14 protein-coding genes and 1 tRNA gene are annotated in these 16,132 nt (G+C 74.3%); 10 read left to right on the top strand and 5 right to left on the bottom strand.

The genetic code is table 11. The features are described from left to right. Positions 1-96: 96 nt before the first annotated feature. From HP550_RS06570 to HP550_RS06555, 5 genes are all read left to right on the top strand, one after another. Positions 97-1,407, top strand: a complete 1,311-nt coding sequence (locus HP550_RS06570) for a helix-turn-helix domain-containing protein (RefSeq protein WP_175346787.1) — start codon at positions 97-99, stop codon at positions 1,405-1,407. Between the two features lie 101 nt (positions 1,408-1,508). Continuing rightward, positions 1,509-1,631 (top strand): hypothetical protein, encoded by a 123-nt coding sequence (locus HP550_RS22670; RefSeq protein WP_281362150.1) that lies wholly within the window; start codon positions 1,509-1,511, stop codon positions 1,629-1,631. Positions 1,632-1,966: 335 nt separating this feature from the next. Continuing rightward, positions 1,967-6,349, top strand: a complete 4,383-nt coding sequence (locus HP550_RS22965; RefSeq protein ID WP_175346786.1) for a hypothetical protein — start codon at positions 1,967-1,969, stop codon at positions 6,347-6,349. A 24-nt stretch (positions 6,350-6,373) separates the two neighbouring features. After that, positions 6,374-6,628, top strand: coding sequence for a hypothetical protein (locus tag HP550_RS06560; RefSeq protein WP_175346785.1), 255 nt, complete (start codon positions 6,374-6,376; stop codon positions 6,626-6,628). A 16-nt stretch (positions 6,629-6,644) separates the two neighbouring features. Continuing rightward, on the top strand, positions 6,645-7,274 hold the full coding sequence (locus HP550_RS06555; RefSeq protein ID WP_343048018.1) for a dienelactone hydrolase family protein: 630 nt from the start codon (positions 6,645-6,647) through the stop codon (positions 7,272-7,274). Between the two features lie 50 nt (positions 7,275-7,324). On the opposite strand, the gene mscL is transcribed toward HP550_RS06555, so the two are convergent. From mscL to HP550_RS06540, 3 genes are all read right to left on the bottom strand, one after another. Beyond that, positions 7,325-7,783: a large conductance mechanosensitive channel protein MscL gene (mscL, locus tag HP550_RS06550; protein ID WP_175346783.1), complete on the bottom strand. Its 459-nt coding sequence runs from the start codon at positions 7,781-7,783 to the stop codon at positions 7,325-7,327. A 107-nt stretch (positions 7,784-7,890) separates the two neighbouring features. After that, the gene (cpaB, locus tag HP550_RS06545) at positions 7,891-8,571 is read right to left on the bottom strand and encodes a Flp pilus assembly protein CpaB (protein WP_175346782.1); all 681 of its coding nucleotides are present in this window, start codon (positions 8,569-8,571) and stop codon (positions 7,891-7,893) included. Positions 8,572-8,722: 151 nt separating this feature from the next. Then, positions 8,723-9,043, bottom strand: a complete 321-nt coding sequence (locus HP550_RS06540; RefSeq protein ID WP_175346781.1) for an FmdB family zinc ribbon protein — start codon at positions 9,041-9,043, stop codon at positions 8,723-8,725. 157 nt (positions 9,044-9,200) lie between these two features. Between HP550_RS06540 and HP550_RS06535 the strand changes: the two genes are divergently transcribed. Then, positions 9,201-11,771 carry a penicillin acylase family protein gene (locus HP550_RS06535; protein ID WP_343048017.1) on the top strand — a complete coding sequence of 857 codons (2,571 nt, stop codon included), beginning with the start codon at positions 9,201-9,203 and terminating at the stop codon, positions 11,769-11,771. Here the strand turns inward: HP550_RS06535 and HP550_RS06530 are convergent. Further along, positions 11,761-12,399, bottom strand: coding sequence for a 5-formyltetrahydrofolate cyclo-ligase (locus HP550_RS06530; RefSeq protein ID WP_175346780.1), 639 nt, complete (start codon positions 12,397-12,399; stop codon positions 11,761-11,763). The genes HP550_RS06535 and HP550_RS06530 overlap by 11 nt on opposite strands. A gap of 142 nt (positions 12,400-12,541) precedes the next feature. Here HP550_RS06530 and HP550_RS06525 point away from each other — a divergent pair, with 142 nt between their 5' ends. The 4 genes from HP550_RS06525 to HP550_RS06510 all read left to right on the top strand — a co-directional run bounded on the left by HP550_RS06525 (position 12,542) and on the right by HP550_RS06510 (position 15,733). Further along, positions 12,542-13,780, top strand: coding sequence for a molybdopterin molybdotransferase MoeA (locus tag HP550_RS06525; protein ID WP_175346779.1), 1,239 nt, complete (start codon positions 12,542-12,544; stop codon positions 13,778-13,780). After that, positions 13,780-14,376, top strand: coding sequence for a GNAT family N-acetyltransferase (locus HP550_RS06520; RefSeq protein ID WP_175346778.1), 597 nt, complete (start codon positions 13,780-13,782; stop codon positions 14,374-14,376). Before HP550_RS06525 ends, HP550_RS06520 begins: the two co-directional genes overlap by 1 nt. A 63-nt stretch (positions 14,377-14,439) precedes the next feature. After that, positions 14,440-15,606, top strand: coding sequence for a hypothetical protein (locus HP550_RS06515; protein ID WP_175346777.1), 1,167 nt, complete (start codon positions 14,440-14,442; stop codon positions 15,604-15,606). A 54-nt stretch (positions 15,607-15,660) separates the two neighbouring features. After that, positions 15,661-15,733, top strand: a tRNA-Ala gene (locus HP550_RS06510). Positions 15,734-15,795: 62 nt separating this feature from the next. On the opposite strand, the gene HP550_RS06505 is transcribed toward HP550_RS06510, so the two are convergent. Next, positions 15,796-16,071: a GlsB/YeaQ/YmgE family stress response membrane protein gene (locus tag HP550_RS06505; protein WP_175346776.1), complete on the bottom strand. Its 276-nt coding sequence runs from the start codon at positions 16,069-16,071 to the stop codon at positions 15,796-15,798. Positions 16,072-16,132 lie beyond the last annotated feature (61 nt).

The raw sequence follows: 16,132 nt of genomic DNA, 5'->3' as shown, positions 1-16,132 counted from the left end.
GAGATTGAGGGGGAATGTCCGGATCGTTCACTCGGACGGGTTGCGGTCGCGGGGCCTCCGCTTCCGATGGTCGTCGGGGGTCCCTATCGTAAGTACGTGAATCCGCTGAGCAGACGTGTGCGCGACGCGCGCCAGAAGGCCGGGCTCAGCCAGGGCGAGCTCGCGCGTCGTGCGGGCGTGCACCCGACCTACATCTCCCACGTCGAGCGTGACCGTCGCACCCTGGGCGAGGACGCGCTGGCCCGGGTGGCCGAGGTGCTGGGCGTGTCCGTGGCCTACCTGCTCGACGGCGAGCAGGCGCCCGACTACCGCTCGGCCGAGGACGCGCTCGTCGAGGCGCGTCGGCTGTCCCGGATGGGGGACGCGCGGGAGGCGGCCGACGTCCTGGCGCAGGTGGACCTGGGCGGTCTGGACGTCGACACCGCCGCGCGCGTCGGGCTGGCGCACGCCGAGGCCCTGGACCTCGCGGGTGACCTGGAGGGCTCGGTCGAGGCGCTGGAACGCGTGTGTGCGCAGCTGATCGGCGCGCGCCGGTACACGCAGGCCGCCTACTCGGCGATGCGGATCGTCATGGCCCTGACCGAGTCCGCGGACCTGCACCGCGCCGTCGCACGCGGGGAGGCCCTGCTGGCGCAGCTGCCCGAGTCGGTGGCCGGCAGCGACGAGGTGGTGCGCCTGGAGTCGACGATCGTCTGGGCGTACATCGCCCGGGGGGACACCACGTACGCGCGCTACCGCGGTCGGCAGCTGCTCGCGCACACCCGTCGGCACGGCTCGGCGCGTGCGGTGTCGTCCGTGCACTGGAACCTGGCGTTCATCGACGACGCGCTGGGGGAGCCCGACTCCGCACTGGCGCAGCTGGAGGCCGCGATCGCGCTGGCGGGTGCCGACGAGATCGACCGCGACCTGCCCCGCCTCCGGCTGGACCGGGCGCTGCTGCTCGTCTCCGTCGACCCCCCGAGGGCCGCCGAGGCGCTGGCGGACCTCGACGCCGCGCAGACGGCGCTGGAGGTGGGCGAGTCGCAGATCGAGCTGGCCCGCGCCGACTCGGTCCGGTCGCGCGCGTGGTTGCTGCTGGACGACCCCGCGCAGGCGCAGCACTACGCCAAGCGGGCTGTCGAGCTGCTGCGTGAGGGGGTGCGTCGCGACGCCGCGTCCGCGCACGAGGCTCTCGGCGACGCGATGCTCGCCCAGCGCGCCCGGACCGAGGCGGTCAAGGAGTACCGGTCGGCGGCCGAGCTGCTGGACATGATCTCGTCCGGGCGGTCGGCCGCGACGCTGTGGCGGCGCATCGGTGACCGCCTGCGGGTGGCCGGCGACGAGGACGAGCGGGTGGTCGAGGCGTACGGCCGTGCGCTCGCGGCGGCGGGCATCCGGGGGGTGCTCCCTATCCCTCCGCGAGCGTGATGTCTACCCCCTAGTGTCCTGCGTCATTGCGGTCCAGACATGGGCTAGGGACCATTCCAGGTGTACGGGAGAGTCCGGTACATCCTCGGGAAGGTCCCCTCATGAAGAAGCTCAGCATCGCCCTGGCCATCGCCCTCGCCGCCGTCACCGGAATCACGGGTGCCACCGCGTCGTCCGCCCAGGCCCAGCTGTCCATCCAGCCGTGCTGCAAGAGCGCCATCTGACGACGCCTCCGCTCGCGTCGCCGCACCCTCCGACAGCGGTGCGGCGACGCCATCCGGGCCGCCGTTCACCGGTCGCATGCAGACGGCTCCCAGGTTCGCCATTCCACCCGCGGGATTCACCCGGATGGGCGGCCTGGACGTTTGACCAGCACCGTATTCGTGCCGCACACTCGTCCTGACGGTGCGCATCGCCTGCCCCCTGCGCGGTGCGCACCGTCGTAGCGTCCGGAGAGCGGGACGGGTCCCCTGACCCGTCCCGCTCTCTGTGTGTCCGGGTCGGGCACCTACGGCGCGCCATGCCCGAGAACATGCGGCAGCGCGGTTAGCGTTCCAGCGTGACCATCCCCGTGCGCACCACCGGCCCGGGACCCGACCAGGCTCCTGAGACCGGCGCAGACCCAGCCGACCGCCCGGTGCTCGTCGAGCCCCCCACGCCTGCCGAGCTCCTCGAAGGAGCCGTCGCCACGTGGCGCGCTGCCCTCGTCGAGGCCGCAGGTGGGTCGACGCTCGTCGACGTCGAGCTGCTCGGCGACGCCGCGCTCGACCTGTCGGCCGCGCACCCGTCCGGCATCTCGCAGCTGTTCGCCGGCCGGGAGACGCGCCTGTCCAACCTCATCCGTGAGGGGTCGGCCCTCTCGACTGCCCGCCGTCGCGCCCGGGCCGTGAGCGCCCGCGCCGCCGTGTACGCGCAGCGGTACGGCATCGCGCCCACCTCGCTGGCCATCGGTGTGGCCACCTGGACCGAGCGCACCACGCCGGACATCGCCAGCGACGACGTCGCCGCGCTCGCCTCGGTCACCCGCCAGCGCGCCGGGGAGGGTGAGCAGCACGACGCGGCCGCCCCGCGCACCGTTCGCGCCCCCGTGCTCCTGCGGCCCGTCACCCTGCGCGCCCGGGGGTCGGGCGAGAGCGACTACGAGCTGGCCCTCGAGCCGTCGCTCGAGGTCAACCCCGTGCTCGCACGGGCCCTGCGCGCACGCGGTGCCCTGCTCGACCCGGGCGCGGTCGCACGCGGCACCTTCACCTCGAACGGCTTCGACCCGCGCGGCGCGCTCCAGCGGCTGACGTCGCTGGGGGAGGCCGTGCTCGACGACTTCTCCATGAGTGAGCGGGTGGTGGTCGGCACCTTCGTCCACCCCGGCCAGATCCTGGTCGACGACCTGGACAACCTGTCCGGCACGCTCGAGCGCCACGAGGTCGTCTCCGCGCTCGCGGGGGTCGAGGAGTCCCGGACCCGCCTGCGTCGGGTGCTGCCCGTGCCCGTCCGCGGCGACCGCGACCCCGGCCACGAGCGAGGCGTCGGGGACCTGGACCCCGCGCAGCAGCACGTGCTCGACGTGGTGGCCACCGGCGCGCACCTGTTCGTCGACGCCCCCGCCGGCGCCGACGTCACAGGCACGCTGGCCGCCCTCGTCGCCGACGCCGCCGCCAGCGGCCGCACCGTCCTGTACGTGCCTGGGCACCGCCGCGCGGCCACCGCGCTCGCGGACCGGCTGGGCGTGCTGGGCCTGGGTGACCTGCTGCTCGACGTCGCGCCCGAGGCCGGCTGGCGCTCGGCGATCGCCCGACGCCTGCTCGGTGCCATGACGCTCGAGGCGCCCGCGGTCGACGCGCACGGTGTCGTGGCGCTGCGCGGTGAGCTCGTCAGCACGCGGGAGCGTCTCCGGGCCTACGTGGACGCGCTGCACGCCGAGCGCACCCCGTGGGGGGTCTCGGCGTACGACGCGCTCCAGCAGCTGGCACGCCTGACCTCCACGCGCCCGACGCCCAAGACGACCGTGCGCCTGTCGCCGGACGTCGCGCGGGTGCTCGACGCGCCCCGCCGCGCGGACCTGACCGCCGACCTGGTGCGCGTGGGGGAGCTGGGCGCCTTCCGCATGCGGCCCACGGACACCCCCTGGTACGGCGCCGACCTGCGCACGCGTGCCGACGCCGACAACGTGGTCCGCCGCCTGGCTCGCGTGCTCGACTCCACCCTCCCGGCGCTCGTCGAGCGCACCGCACAGGTGGCCGCCGAGACGGGCCTGACCCAGGCGACCACCGTCGTGGCGTGGGCCGAGCAGCTGACCATGCTCGACGGGGTCCGCGCGGCGCTCGACGTGTTCCAGCCGATCGTGTTCGAGCGCACCGCCGCCGACCTCGTCGCTGCCACGGCCACCAAGGAGTGGCGGGCCGAGCGCGGGATGGAGATGGGCTACTGGCTCCGTCGCCGCCTGCGCAAGCAGTCGAAGGACATGGTCCGGCCGGGCCGCCCGGTGGCCGACCTGCACGCGGGGCTGCTGGAGGTGCAGGCGCAGCGGGAGATCTGGCAGGCGCACTGCCCGTCCGGCGGGTGGCCGCGGCTGCCCGACGGCCTCGAGCACATCGAGGAGGAGTTCGCCGCGGTGCGCGCCGACCTCGACGCTCTCGACGAGGTGCTGGCGACCACCCCCGGCGGAGGCGGCCTGTCCAGCCTGCCGTTCGCGGCGCTGACCGAGCGGCTGACCCGCCTGCGGTCCGACACCGACGCGCTGACCGACCTGCCCGACCGCACGGGCCTCCTGCACCGGCTGCGGAACGCCGGCCTCGGCGCGCTCGTCGACGACCTGGCGACCCGTCGCATCGACCCCGCGATCGCGCCGGCCGAGCTGGACCTTGCGTGGTGGAGCACCGTCATCGAGCAGATCCTCTCGGAGGACCCCGCGCTGGCCGGGTACGACGGCACCGCGCTCGGCGCGCTGTCCGCGCAGTACGCGACGCTCGACCGCGCGCACGTGAAGAGCCTGTCCGGACCCGTGCTCGGCGCCGTCGTCGGCCACGTCTCGCACGCGCTGCGCCAGCACCGGGAGCAGGCCGAGGCCCTGTTCGCGGACCTGGTCGAGGACCGGCTGACCTCGCTGCGCGACACCGTCGTGCGGCACCCCGACGTGGCGCGACGCCTGCGGCCGGTCGTCGCCGCCAGCCCGATGCTGGTCCCGCAGGTGCTGCCGCCGACGCGCACCGTGGACCTGGTGGTCATCGACTCCGCCGCGCACCTGCCCGTCGAGGTCGCGCTCGCCGCGGTGGCGCGCGGGCGGCAGGTCGTCGTGGTCGGCGACGCGCGGTGCGCGTCCGGCTCCGCGGTCCGGGAGCTGGCCGACGTGCTGCCGTCGGTGGCGCTGCGCGCCGACTCGTCCCGCCGCGACCCGTACCTCACCGCGTTCCTCGCCGCCCACGGCTACGCCGGCGTGCTGCGCGCGACGCCCCTGCCGCAGTACCGCCCGCTGGTCGGCCTCGACGTCGTGGACGGCACGGGCATGCCCGACCGCGACACCGGGTCCGTGGACTCGACGCGCGAGGAGGTCGAGCACGTCGTCGAGCTGGTGCTCACGCACGCCCTGCTGCGGCCCGACGAGACGCTCGCGGTCATCACGGTCACCTCCACCCACGCCGAGGCCGTCCGCGAGGCCGTCCTGTCCGAGGTCCGCGGCAACCCCGCGCTCGCCGCGTTCTTCGACTCCGGGCGCGTCGACCCGTTCGTGGTCACCGACCTGCCCAACGTCGCCGGTCTGCGCCGCGAGGCGATCATCCTGTCGCTCGGCCTGGGCCGCACCCCGCACCGCCGCGTGCTGCACACGTTCGGTCCGATCTCCGCGCCCGGCGGCGACGCGCTGCTGCTCGACGCCCTCGGGTCCACCCGGCACCGGCTCACGCTGGTGGCGTGCTTCGGGTCCGACGACCTCGACCCCGAGCGGCTGCGCGGGCCCGGCCCGCGGCTGCTGGCCGACCTGCTCGCGTTCGCTGCCCGCCGCGGAGCCGGGCACGACGTCGCCGACCTGGTGACGCCGCCCGAGCCCACCGACCCGCTGCTGCGGTCGCTGTCGGCGGCCGCGGCTGCCGCGGACGAGGCACTGGCCGCGGCGGCCCAGCCCGACCGCCTGCTGCTCGACCTCGCCGAGCGCCTCTGGAAGCACGGTCTGCTGGTGGAGGCCGACCACGGCATCCCCGGCGGCGACCGGATCCCGCTGGTCGTCGGCCACCCGGACCTGCCGGGCGAGATGCTCGTCGCGGTGCTCACCGACGACGCCGAGTACACCGCCGAGCCCAGCGTCCGGGTCCGGGACCGCCTCACCGCCGACCGCCTCGAGCGCGTGGGCTGGAGCGTCATCCGCGTCTGGTCCGCGGCCGCGTTCATGGACCCGCAGGCGGAGGTCGACCGCATCCGCCGCGCCGTGCACGCGCGTGTCCCCGCCCCGGCACCGCCCCGCAGCGCCCCGTTGCAGCTGGGTCTGCTCGACGAGGCCGACGACGCCGAGGAGCTGCCGACGCCCGAGTCCTCGGCCGCTCGGGCGGCGGCGCGAGCATCGGCCCACCCGAACGAGCCCCGTCCCGCGACGGGGGTGTGGTCGACGGTCGAGGTCATCGAGGCCGCCGACGCCGATCCGACTGACGTGGGGCCGGCCGCCGCAGAGCCCGTCGATGCGCCCGTCGATGAGCCCACTGAGGAGCCGCCCAGCCGTGCCCTCCAGCTCGCCCTCGCGGTTCCGACCCGGCAGCGGCCCGACGTGCGCCGCGGCCTGCCCATCGGCGCGTACAGCGACGACCAGCTGGACGAGCTGGTGACGTGGCTCCAGTCCGACGAGCAGGAGCGGACGCGCGAGCAGCTGGCGGCGGCGCTCCGTGACGAGCTGGGCATCACCCGTCGGTCGTACCGGATCGACACCGCGGTGCGCAGCGCGATCACCCGGGCGATGCGCTGACCGACCAGGTGGGATCATCGAGGCGTGACCGCGTCCGAGACTCCTGCCCGTCGCCCGCGCCGGGCAGTCCGCCACGCGGGCACGGTCGGCGGCGACGACGCGAACCTCGTCTCCACGCACCCCGCCGCTGAGACTCCGGTCCCGACGGGGTCGGCGACGCCCGCGCCCGAGCCGGCGGTCGCGCGGCGCAGCGTCGACGACTCCGACGTCGGCTGGGGCGACCGCGACGCCGGCTCCAACGACGACCGGCTGAGCCAGGACAAGCCGCCGCACTGGTAGAGCGCGTGTCGGACCCGTGCGAGAGGATCGCCGGGTTGCGCGGGTGCACCCCACGAAGGAGAGATCGATGGCTGAGGTCCTGCTGTTCCACCACGCCCAGGGGCTGACGTCCGGCGTCCAGGAGTTCGCGGAGACGCTCCGCGCCGCCGGGCACACCGTGCACGTGCCGGACCTGTTCGACGGGCACGTGTTCGACGACCTCGAGTCGGGCCTGGCCTATGCCGACGAGGTCGGGTTCGGCACCGTGATGGGCCGCGGCCAGAAGACCGTGGACACGTTGCCCACCGGGCTGGTCTACGCCGGGTTCTCCCTCGGGGTGCTGCCCGCGCAGATGCTCGCTCAGACGCGTCCCGGTGCCCGCGGCGCGCTGTTCTACCAGTCGTGCGTCCCCACGGCGGAGTTCGACAGCCCGTGGCCGAAGGGGGTCCCGGTGCAGATCCACGGGATGGATGCCGACCCGTTCTTCGCCGGCGAGGGGGACATCGACGCGGCCCGCGCCCTCGTGAAGGAGGCCGAGCACGCCGAGCTCTTCGTCTACCCGGGCGACCAGCACCTGTTCGCGGACAGCAGCCTGTCCTCGTACGACCCGGCGGCGGCGCAGCTGCTCACCGAGCGTTCCCTCGCGTTCCTCGACGCTCTCCGGTAGCAACACGAACGCCCCGGGTGAGCTCACCCGGGGCGTTCGTGGCTGTCGGGTCAGACGGCCGGCGGGATCGACGGCGGGGGCGTGGTGGTGGCACCGGTCCCCGCGTCGTTGACGATCGCCGGGGTGAGGTTGCGGGCCAGCAGGTCGCGGATCTCCTGGAGCACCAGGATGTCCTCGGCCGGAGCCTCGGGCTCGGCCTCCTCGCCGCGCTTGCGGCGCGCGGCCAGGGCGTTCATCGGGACGACGATGAAGAAGTACACGGCAGCGGCCGTGAACAGGAACAGGATCAGGGCCTGGAGGATCAGACCCAGCGAGAACACCGCGTTGTTGATCGAGAAGGTCCAGACGGAGCTCAGATCCGTCTGGCCGAGGATGGCGGCGATCAGCGGCCCGATGAACCCGTCGACGAGCGCCGCGACCACCTGGCCGAACGCGGCACCGATCACGACACCGACGGCCAGCTCGATCGCGTTGCCGCGGGAGATGAAGTCCTTGAATCCTTGGAGCATCGTCGCGATTCCCTTCGGTCGGTGGTCCGCCTTCTGCGGTCACTGAGGTGGGTCGGAGGTCTGGGGGTTGTCGTGCTCCGTCGACGCAACTCGTCCGGTTTGCACGATCATGGCACGACGACCGCCGACAATAAGGCGGAGGCGGCCGCTCCCGCAAGGGCTGGCGCCTCGGTCGGGGAGACGGCGAGCAGGACCGGGACGGACGCGTCGCCGGAGCCGCTCAGCCCCAAGGCCCCACCGGGGGAGTCCTGGCGGGCGACCGGCAGGACGAGCGCACGTGTCGCCACGACCCCGCCCGGCCCGCCCTCCGGCGTGGCAGCCAGCACGTCGACCCGGACTCCGGGCGACAGCAGCCCGGCGACCGCCGGGTCGGCGAAGCGGACCGTCGCGACGACGGTGCCGGGTGGACCGCGGACCTCGTCGTCGGCCAGCAGGCCGGACAGGACGGGAACGCCGACCCCGAGCGGGACGGCGGCCGAGCCGCCGATCACCTCCGCCGGGTCCGCCACCGCCCCGGCAGGCGCGACGGATCGCGGGAACCGGGCGACGCGAACGTCGGCGCTGGTCAGCGTGGTCCCGGCCGGGATCTCGCGGGACGCCACCACGACCGCCGACGTGGGTGGGTCGGCTGGGCGGAGCGACTGCACCGTGCAGGCGGCGGCGGTGCCGACGAGCACCGCCGCGACCGCGAACCGCCAGCGCCACAGCGCGGACCGCAGGGCCACCGCGAACGGTCGGCGGCGGTGGGGGAGCGGCGCGGGACGTCCGGCGAGCTGCTGAGGGTGCATGACGGCCGACCGTAGGCGGGCCACCGGGGCAGCATGCCGCGCGCCGAGAGGCTGTGGACGCCCGGCCGTGCGACCGGGCTGCGGACGGCTCGAGAGACGAGAACGGCGCCGTCACCCGCGGGTGACGGCGCCGAGGCTCAGGCGGAGAAGGTCAGGCGGAGGCTGCGGGCTTCGCTGCCGGAGCGGGCGTCGACGGCGTGCTGGAGGTCGAGGAGTCCGACGAGGAGGACGAGGTCGACGCCGGCGTGGAGCTCGGCGTGCTGGCGGCGGGGCTCAGGGCCGACGACTTGGCACCGGCGCGCGCGTCGTTGCGGTAGAAGCCGGAGCCCTTGAACACGACGCCGACGGAGGAGAAGACCTTGCGCAGGCGTCCGTCGCACTCGGGGCAGACGCTCAGCGAGTCGTCGCTGAACGACTGGACGGCTTCGAAGGCGTGACCGCACGCCGTGCAGGCGTAGGCGTAGGTGGGCACTGAAGGTCTCCTGGCAGCTGGTCGAGCGGGTCGCGATGGTCTGGCACTCGCATCATCCGAGTGCCAATCCTAACCGTTGTGCCGCTCGGGACATTCCGACCGCCCGCGCCGGTCGCCACGACGGCCGGACCCGCAGCGGCGAAGTACCCTCCGAAGCGTGCCTCGTCGTCGCCTCCTTCGTGTCTCCCTGGTCACCGTCGCCGCGGTGGTCGTCGTCGCGCTCGTCGCCGTGATGGTCACCGCCGTGATCGTCGTGCGCCGGCCGCTCCCGGAGGTCTCGGGCGAGAAGGAGCTGACCGGGCTCGACGCCGACGTCGTCGTGACGCGTGACGACCGCGGGGTGCCGACGATCACGGCGACGACGTCGGGCGACCTGTTCCGCGCCCAGGGCTACGTGGCCGCGCAGGACCGCTTCTTCGAGATGGACTACCGCCGGCACGTGACGTCCGGGCGTCTCTCGGAGCTGGTGGGGGAGAACGAGGACGCGCTGGCCGCGGACAAGGTGATCCGCACGTTCGGCTGGCGCCGGGTGGCCCAGCAGGAGTGGACCCTGCTCCAGCCCGCCACGCGCGACGCCCTCCAGGCCTACGCCGACGGGGTCAACGACTACCTCGACGGCCGGGACCCGGGTGCCGTCGCCGTCGAGTACAGCGTGCTCGGGCTCCAGGTGGAGGTCGGGGCGCCGCAGGAGTGGGACCCCATCGACTCGCTCGCGTGGCTCAAGGCCATGGCGTGGGACCTGCGCGGCAACTACGACGCCGAGCTGGAGCGCGCCGCCTCGTTCTCGTCGATCGGTGACGTCGCCCGCGTCGAGGAGCTCTTTCCCACCTACCCGCAGGACCTCAACCTGCCGATCCTCACCGCCGCGAACCTGCCCGTGACCACGGCGGAGCAGGCCGCGTCGACGAGCGCCGTGCCCCTCGACCTCGGCAGCGCGGACCTCCAGGAGGCGATGGCGTCCGCATCCGCCGCGCTCGCCGCCGTGCCGCACCTCATGGGCGACGGCGAGGGCGTCGGCTCGAACTCGTGGGTGGTGTCCGGCGCGCTCACCGAGTCGGGCAAGCCGCTGCTGGCCAACGACCCGCACCTCGGCATCTCCGCGCCGGGCATCTGGGAGCAGATGGGCCTGCGCTGCGACGAGGTGTCGGCCGCCTGCCCGTTCGACGTCTCCGGCTTCGCGTTCGCGGGCATGCCCGGCGTGGTCATCGGGCACAACGGCTCGCTCGCGTGGGGCCTGACCAACCTGGGCGCCGACGTCACCGACTTCGTCCTCGAGCGGGTCGACGAGGACACCACGCGGCTCGACGAGGGGTCCGCACCGATCACCGAGCGCACCGAGGTCATCAAGGTCAACGGCGGCGACGACGTGGAGCTGACCGTCCGGGAGTCCGTGCACGGGCCGCTGGTGTCCGACGTGCTGGACCTCGTGGGCGTCGGTACCGCACCGGTCCCCGAGGGCGCTCCGGGGCGGACCTTCGAGGTCGCGCTCGCGTGGACCGCCCTGCAGCCGGGCCGGACCATGGACGCCGTGCTCGCGATCAACGTCGCGACGTCCGCGGCGGACATCCAGGCGGCGGCCGCGCTGTTCGACGTGCCCTCGCAGAACATCGTCTTCGCGACGACGGACGGCCACATCGGCTACCAGGCGCCCGGGCGCATCCCGATCCGTGCGAACGTCCCCGACAGCCCGGTCCCCTCGGACGGCACGTGGCCGCGGCCGGGCTGGGACAGCCGGTACGACTGGCAGGGGTTCGTCGACGCGGCCGCCATGCCGCGCGCGTTCGACCCGGTCGAGGGCGTCGTCGTCACGGCCAACCAGGCGGTCACCCCCGCCGGCGTCGGCCCGTTCCTCACGGAGGACTGGGACTACGGCTACCGCGCGCAGCGGATCCGTGAGCTGCTCACCGCGGCCACGGCGAACGGCAAGGTGGACGTGGCGGACATGGCCCGCATCCAGAACGACCAGCACAGCCCGTTCGCGGACGTGCTCGTCCCGGTGCTGCTCACGCTCGACATCGACGACTCCTTCGACGACGACGGCCAGGAGCTGTTGCGGACGTGGGACCGGGTGCAGTCGCCCGACTCGGCCGCCGCTGCCTACTTCGCGGCCGTCTGGGTCGACGTGCTCAGCTCGGCCTTCGCGGACGACCTGCCGGACGGCTACGGGCCGAACGGCGGGTCGCGCTGGCTCGAGGTGGTCCGTCGGCTGCTCGAGGAGCCGGCGTCACCGTGGTGGGACGACAAGACGACCGCGGGCGTCGTCGAGGGTCGCGACGAGGTGCTGACCCGCGCCATGGTCGAGGCGCGCCGGCAGCTCACCGCTCAGCTGGGCCGCGACGCGTCCGAGTGGCGCTGGGGGCGGGTGCACACCGCGGCACCCGAGCACCCGGTCCTGGGTGGGTCGTCGCTGCCCGGGGTGATCCGCAACCTGGTCAACCCCGACCCGGTCCCCGTGGGCGGCGGGTCCTCGATCGTGGACGCGACCGCCTGGGACGCCAGCTCCGGGTCGTTCGGGGTGACCGCGGCGCCGTCGATGCGCATGGTGGTGGACCTCGGTGACCTCGACGCGTCCACGTGGGTGACCCTCACCGGCGCCTCGGGCCACCCGGCGAGCGTGCACTACGCGGACCAGCTGGGCCCGTGGTCGCGCGGGGAGACGTTCCCGTGGCCGTTCACAGGGGCGGCCACCGAGGCGGACGCCCGGGACAGGCTGACGCTCACGCCGTGATGTGGTGCCACTCCAGCGGGGTCGCCACCGCGTCGACCAGCCGGTCGTGCCGCTCGCGCGGCAGCGGACGGGTGGCGGCGTCGTAGAGCTCCTCGGGGAAGACGAGGGCGACCACCGGCACGCCCGGCCGGGCGTGCTCGAGGGCGCGGTCGTACCAGCCGCCGCCCTGGCCCAGCCGTGCGCCGGTGGTGTCGACCGCGAGCGCCGGGGCGATCACCACGTCGGCCTCCGCCAGCGTCGCCGCGCCGAGCGTCGGCCCGCCGGGCTCCGGGGGGCGGCCGGGGGCGCGCTCGCGCAGGTCGTCGACGCCCGCGTACTCGGCCCAGTCCCGCTGGAGGCCGCTGCCCAGCACGGGCAGGAGCAGCCGGACGCCACGAGCGGCCAGGGCCTCCAGCAGCGGTCCGGTGCCGGGCTCGGTGGCACGTGCGGCGTACACCGAGACGCACGTGGCGTCGGCGACCGCCGGGATGGTGAGGACCACGTCCGCCAGCGATCGTGCGGCGGCCTCGCGGAGGCGGACGGAACGCGTCTTGCGGGCGTTGCGGATGGCCACCCGGAGCCGCTCCTTGACGTCCTCGACCTCGTCACCCTCGGACACGCGCGGATACGGCTGGGCGACGCTGCTCATGGGACCAGTGTCGCAAACCCACCGACCCCTCGACGACCGTCCGAGGGATGAGTTGTGACTTCCGCGCGTGGCGGGGCGAGTTCGCAAAGACTCTCAGCACGCCGCCGCCCGACTGACCTGCTGTTCAGGGCACAATGCCCGGATGAGATCGGTCCAGGATCACCTCGCGGCCGTGCTGGCCGCCGTCGGACCGGTCGCACCCCTCGACGTCGTGCTGCGCGACGCCGTGGGCTGCATCCTCGCGGCCGACGTCACCGCGTCGCACGACCTGCCGGCGCTCGCGGTGGCGTCGCGCGACGGGTACGCCGTGGCCGCGCACGAGACGGCCGGTGCCGGGTACGCGAGCGCGCAGGCGCTCCCGGTCGCCCACGACGTGCGCCCCGGCTCGGGCGGACCGCTGAGGCTGGTGCCCGGCACGGCGGTCCGGATCGCGTCCGGTGCGCCGCTGCCGCTGGGTGCCGACGCCGTGGTGCCACTGGAGGAGACCGACCGGGGGACCGCGCGGGTGGCCATGCAGCGCCCGGCGGTGGCCGGTCAGCACGTGCGTGCTGCCGCGTCCGACGTCCGTGCGGGCAGCGTCGTGCTCGAGGCGGGCACCCGGCTCGGCGCCCGGCAGCTGGCCCTCGCCGCCGCCATGGGCCGGGGACGGCTGCGCGTCCACCCGACCCCGCGCGTGGTCCTCCTCTCCGTCGGTGACGAGCTGATCGAGCCCGGGACGAACGCCGACCGGTCCGGGGGCGGGGTGTTCGAGGCGGACGGTCACGCCCTGGAGGCGGCCGTGCGCGACGCCGGCGCCGCAGCCGTGCGGGTCGGCATCCTGGGCGACGACCGCGCGGTCCTGCGCGAGGCCATCGAGGACCAGCTGGTGCGCGCCGACCTGATCGTCATCACCGGCGGCCTGTCGGAGCTGACGCACGACACGGTCAAGGACGTGCTGGCCCCCATGGGCAGCGTGCGGCTGGACCAGATCGCGATGACGCCCGGCCAGCGGCACGGGTTCGGCACCGTGGCGGACGACCTGGCCAGCGACAAGTCCGTGCCGATCTTCGCGCTCCAGGGGCATCCCGTCGCCGCGCAGGTGTCGTTCGAGGTGTTCGTCCGGCCGGCGCTGCGGTCCATGGCCGGGCACGCCGAGCTGTTCCGCCCGTCGGTCGCCGCCGAGGTGACCGAGGGCTGGGTCTCCCCGCCCGGGCTGCGACAGTTCGTGCCGGCCACCGTGCTGGGCTCGCCCGACGAGGGCTACCGCGTGACGCCGATCGGCGACCCCTCGGCTCCGTCGGTGAGCGCGCTCGCGCACGCCAACGCGCTCGCGGTCGTCGGCGAGCAGGACCTGACCGTGCATCCCGGACAGGTGGTCCACTGCCTGGTCCTGGAGGGCTGATGGCGCCCGGATGGCCCGCCGTCCTCGTCGAGGACAACGTCCGGCTGCGGCCCCTGCGCCGGCGCGACCAGGACACGTGGATGGCGCTGCGGGCGCAGAACGCGTCGTGGCTCGAGCCGTGGGACGCCACCAGCCCGATCCCCGTCACCGGCCCGCGGCCGTCGTTCGGCACCTTCGTGCGGTCCCTGTCCGCCCAAGCCCGTGCCGGCGTGACCCTGCCGTTCGCCATCGACCTCGACCGGCGGCTCGTCGGGCAGCTGACCGTCTCGTCGATCACGTACGGGTCGCTGCGGTCCGCGGCGGTGGGGTACTGGGTGTCCGAGCACGTCGCCGGCCTGGGGATCACCCCGACCGCGGTCGCCCTGGCCACGGACCACTGCTTCGACGCCCTCCAGCTCCACCGCGTCGAGATCAACATCCGCCCGGAGAACGGGCCGTCGTTGCGGGTGGTCGAGAAGCTGGGCTTCCGCGACGAGGGGCTGCGCGAGCGGTACCTGCACATCCAGGACCGCTGGTGCGACCACCGCTCGTTCGCGCTCACCGTCGAGGACGTGCCGGGAGGGCTGCTCGCCCGCTGGCGGACCCGGAACGGGTGACGCACAGGCCGACACGCCGCACTGGTCCCGAGCGCGCGCGGTGCGGACGCCTACCGTCGTGACGTGAACGATCTCGCAGGACCGGTCGCGCTCGCGCTGGTCGGCCTGTGGGTGGCATACCTGGTGCCGCACAAGCTGCGGCACCGGCAGCAGCTGCTCGAGTCCCGGGCGGACGACCGGTTCTCCGAGGCGCTGCGCGTGGTCGCGGTGAGCGACCGGCGCATCCGTCTGGAGGCCTCGTCCGCGGAGTGCGGGCCGACAGCGAGCAGTACCGCGGGGCTGCTGACCCCGGGCAAGGGGCTCCCGGTGGCCACCGGGAGCGCGACAGGAGGCACCACCGTGGACCGACCGCACGGCACCCAGGACCGGATGACCGCCGACGCGGCTCGCCGCGCTGCGCAGGCGCGTGCCGCCAGGGCGGCCTCCGTCGCCCGTCGCGCCGCTGCCGCGCGCCGTCGCGCGCTCCTGGCCGGCCTCCTCGTCGTCGCGACCGTCGTCGGCTGGGCCGTCGTCGGTCTCAGCCCGCTCGTCACCTGGGTGGCAGGCGCCGTGCCGACCGTCCTGCTCGGCTCCGTCCTCGTGCTCGGCCGTCGCGCGGTCCTCGCCGGGCGCGAGGCCGACGAGGCCTGGGCCCGGAAGATCGCCGACGAGCGCCGGGTGGCCTCCGGGCCGCGCACGGGCGCGATGCGGGCGGTGGCGACGGCGTCGCGAGCGTCGGCTCCGACCGAGAAGGCCGCGGAGAGATCTGCCGAGAAGTCTGCCGAGCAGGCCGCAGAGAAGTCTGCGCAGACGGCCGCTGCTCCGCTCGAGGCCCCCATGGCGTTCGTCACCGGCCGCGCCGTCCACCCCTCCGACGCCAGCACCGAGGTGTTCGAGCGCATCGTCGAGGACAAGGGCGAGTCCGACGGCCCCGCGCGTCACGCGTCGACGGGGCAGGTCCCCGTGGTCCGCCGGTCGGTCGCCGAGCGGACCACCGAGACGGCGGCCGACGAGGACGACGACGCCTGGTCGCCGGTGCCCGTGCCGCGCCCCACCTACACGATGAAGGCGTCCGCACCGCGTCGGGAGCCGGTCCCGCTGGAGAACCTCGAGGGGTCGACCGCCGCCCGTACCGCGGACGCCGAGGCGCCCGCCGGGACCGACCGCGCGCCGCTCGAGGCACCCGTCGAGACCACCGGGAGCATCGACCTGAACGCGGTCCTGGCCAAGCGCCGCGTCGCGGGGGAGTGACCGCCCGGATTTCGCGATCCACCGGGCGCTGGTGTTAGTCTTTAGCCCGCTCGCGGGGCTGTGGCGCAGTTGGTAGCGCGTCTCGTTCGCAATGAGAAGGTCAGGGGTTCGAATCCCCTCAGCTCCACCCGCAGCACGAAGGCGGCCCCCCATCGGGAGGCCGCCTTCGTCGTGCAGCGGGTGCCGGCGTCAGAGGATGCTGCGGCCGCGACGGCGGTTGCCGGAGACCGCTGCCACGCCGACCGCGGCGAGCGCGACCTGGAAGAACAGCTCGATCCAGTCGACGCCAGCGGTGGTCTGCGCGCCGACGAGCGACGCCAGGTAGGTCCCGATGAGGGCGGCGACGATTCCGATCACGATGGTCAGCAGCAGCGAGATGCGCTGACGACCGCGCACCAGGAGCCGGCCGAGGATGCCGATCACGGCGCCGATGATGATCGCGGAGATGATGCCTTCGGGTGTCATGTGGAACTCCTAGACTTCGAGGGGTTCGATCGGGTACGACCGATGAATCTAGGGGTGATTT

The organism is Cellulomonas humilata (assembly GCF_013359775.1).
Lineage (GTDB): Bacteria > Actinomycetota > Actinomycetes > Actinomycetales > Cellulomonadaceae > Cellulomonas > Cellulomonas humilata.
This window is presented reverse-complemented; position numbering and strand designations above follow the sequence as displayed.

Bases quoted from the DNA above. Each gene is read 5' to 3' on its own strand.
- HP550_RS22670 (WP_281362150.1), top strand. From the start codon at position 1,509: ATGAAGAAGCTCAGCATCGCCCTGGCCATCGCCCTCGCCGCCGTCACC.
- mscL (WP_175346783.1), bottom strand. From the start codon at position 7,783: ATGCTCCAAGGATTCAAGGACTTCATCTCCCGCGGCAACGCGATCGAG.
- cpaB (WP_175346782.1), bottom strand. From the start codon at position 8,571: ATGCACCCTCAGCAGCTCGCCGGACGTCCCGCGCCGCTCCCCCACCGC.
- HP550_RS06530 (WP_175346780.1), bottom strand. From the start codon at position 12,399: ATGAGCAGCGTCGCCCAGCCGTATCCGCGCGTGTCCGAGGGTGACGAG.
- HP550_RS06525 (WP_175346779.1), top strand. From the start codon at position 12,542: ATGAGATCGGTCCAGGATCACCTCGCGGCCGTGCTGGCCGCCGTCGGA.
- HP550_RS06520 (WP_175346778.1), top strand. From the start codon at position 13,780: ATGGCGCCCGGATGGCCCGCCGTCCTCGTCGAGGACAACGTCCGGCTG.
- HP550_RS06505 (WP_175346776.1), bottom strand. From the start codon at position 16,071: ATGACACCCGAAGGCATCATCTCCGCGATCATCATCGGCGCCGTGATC.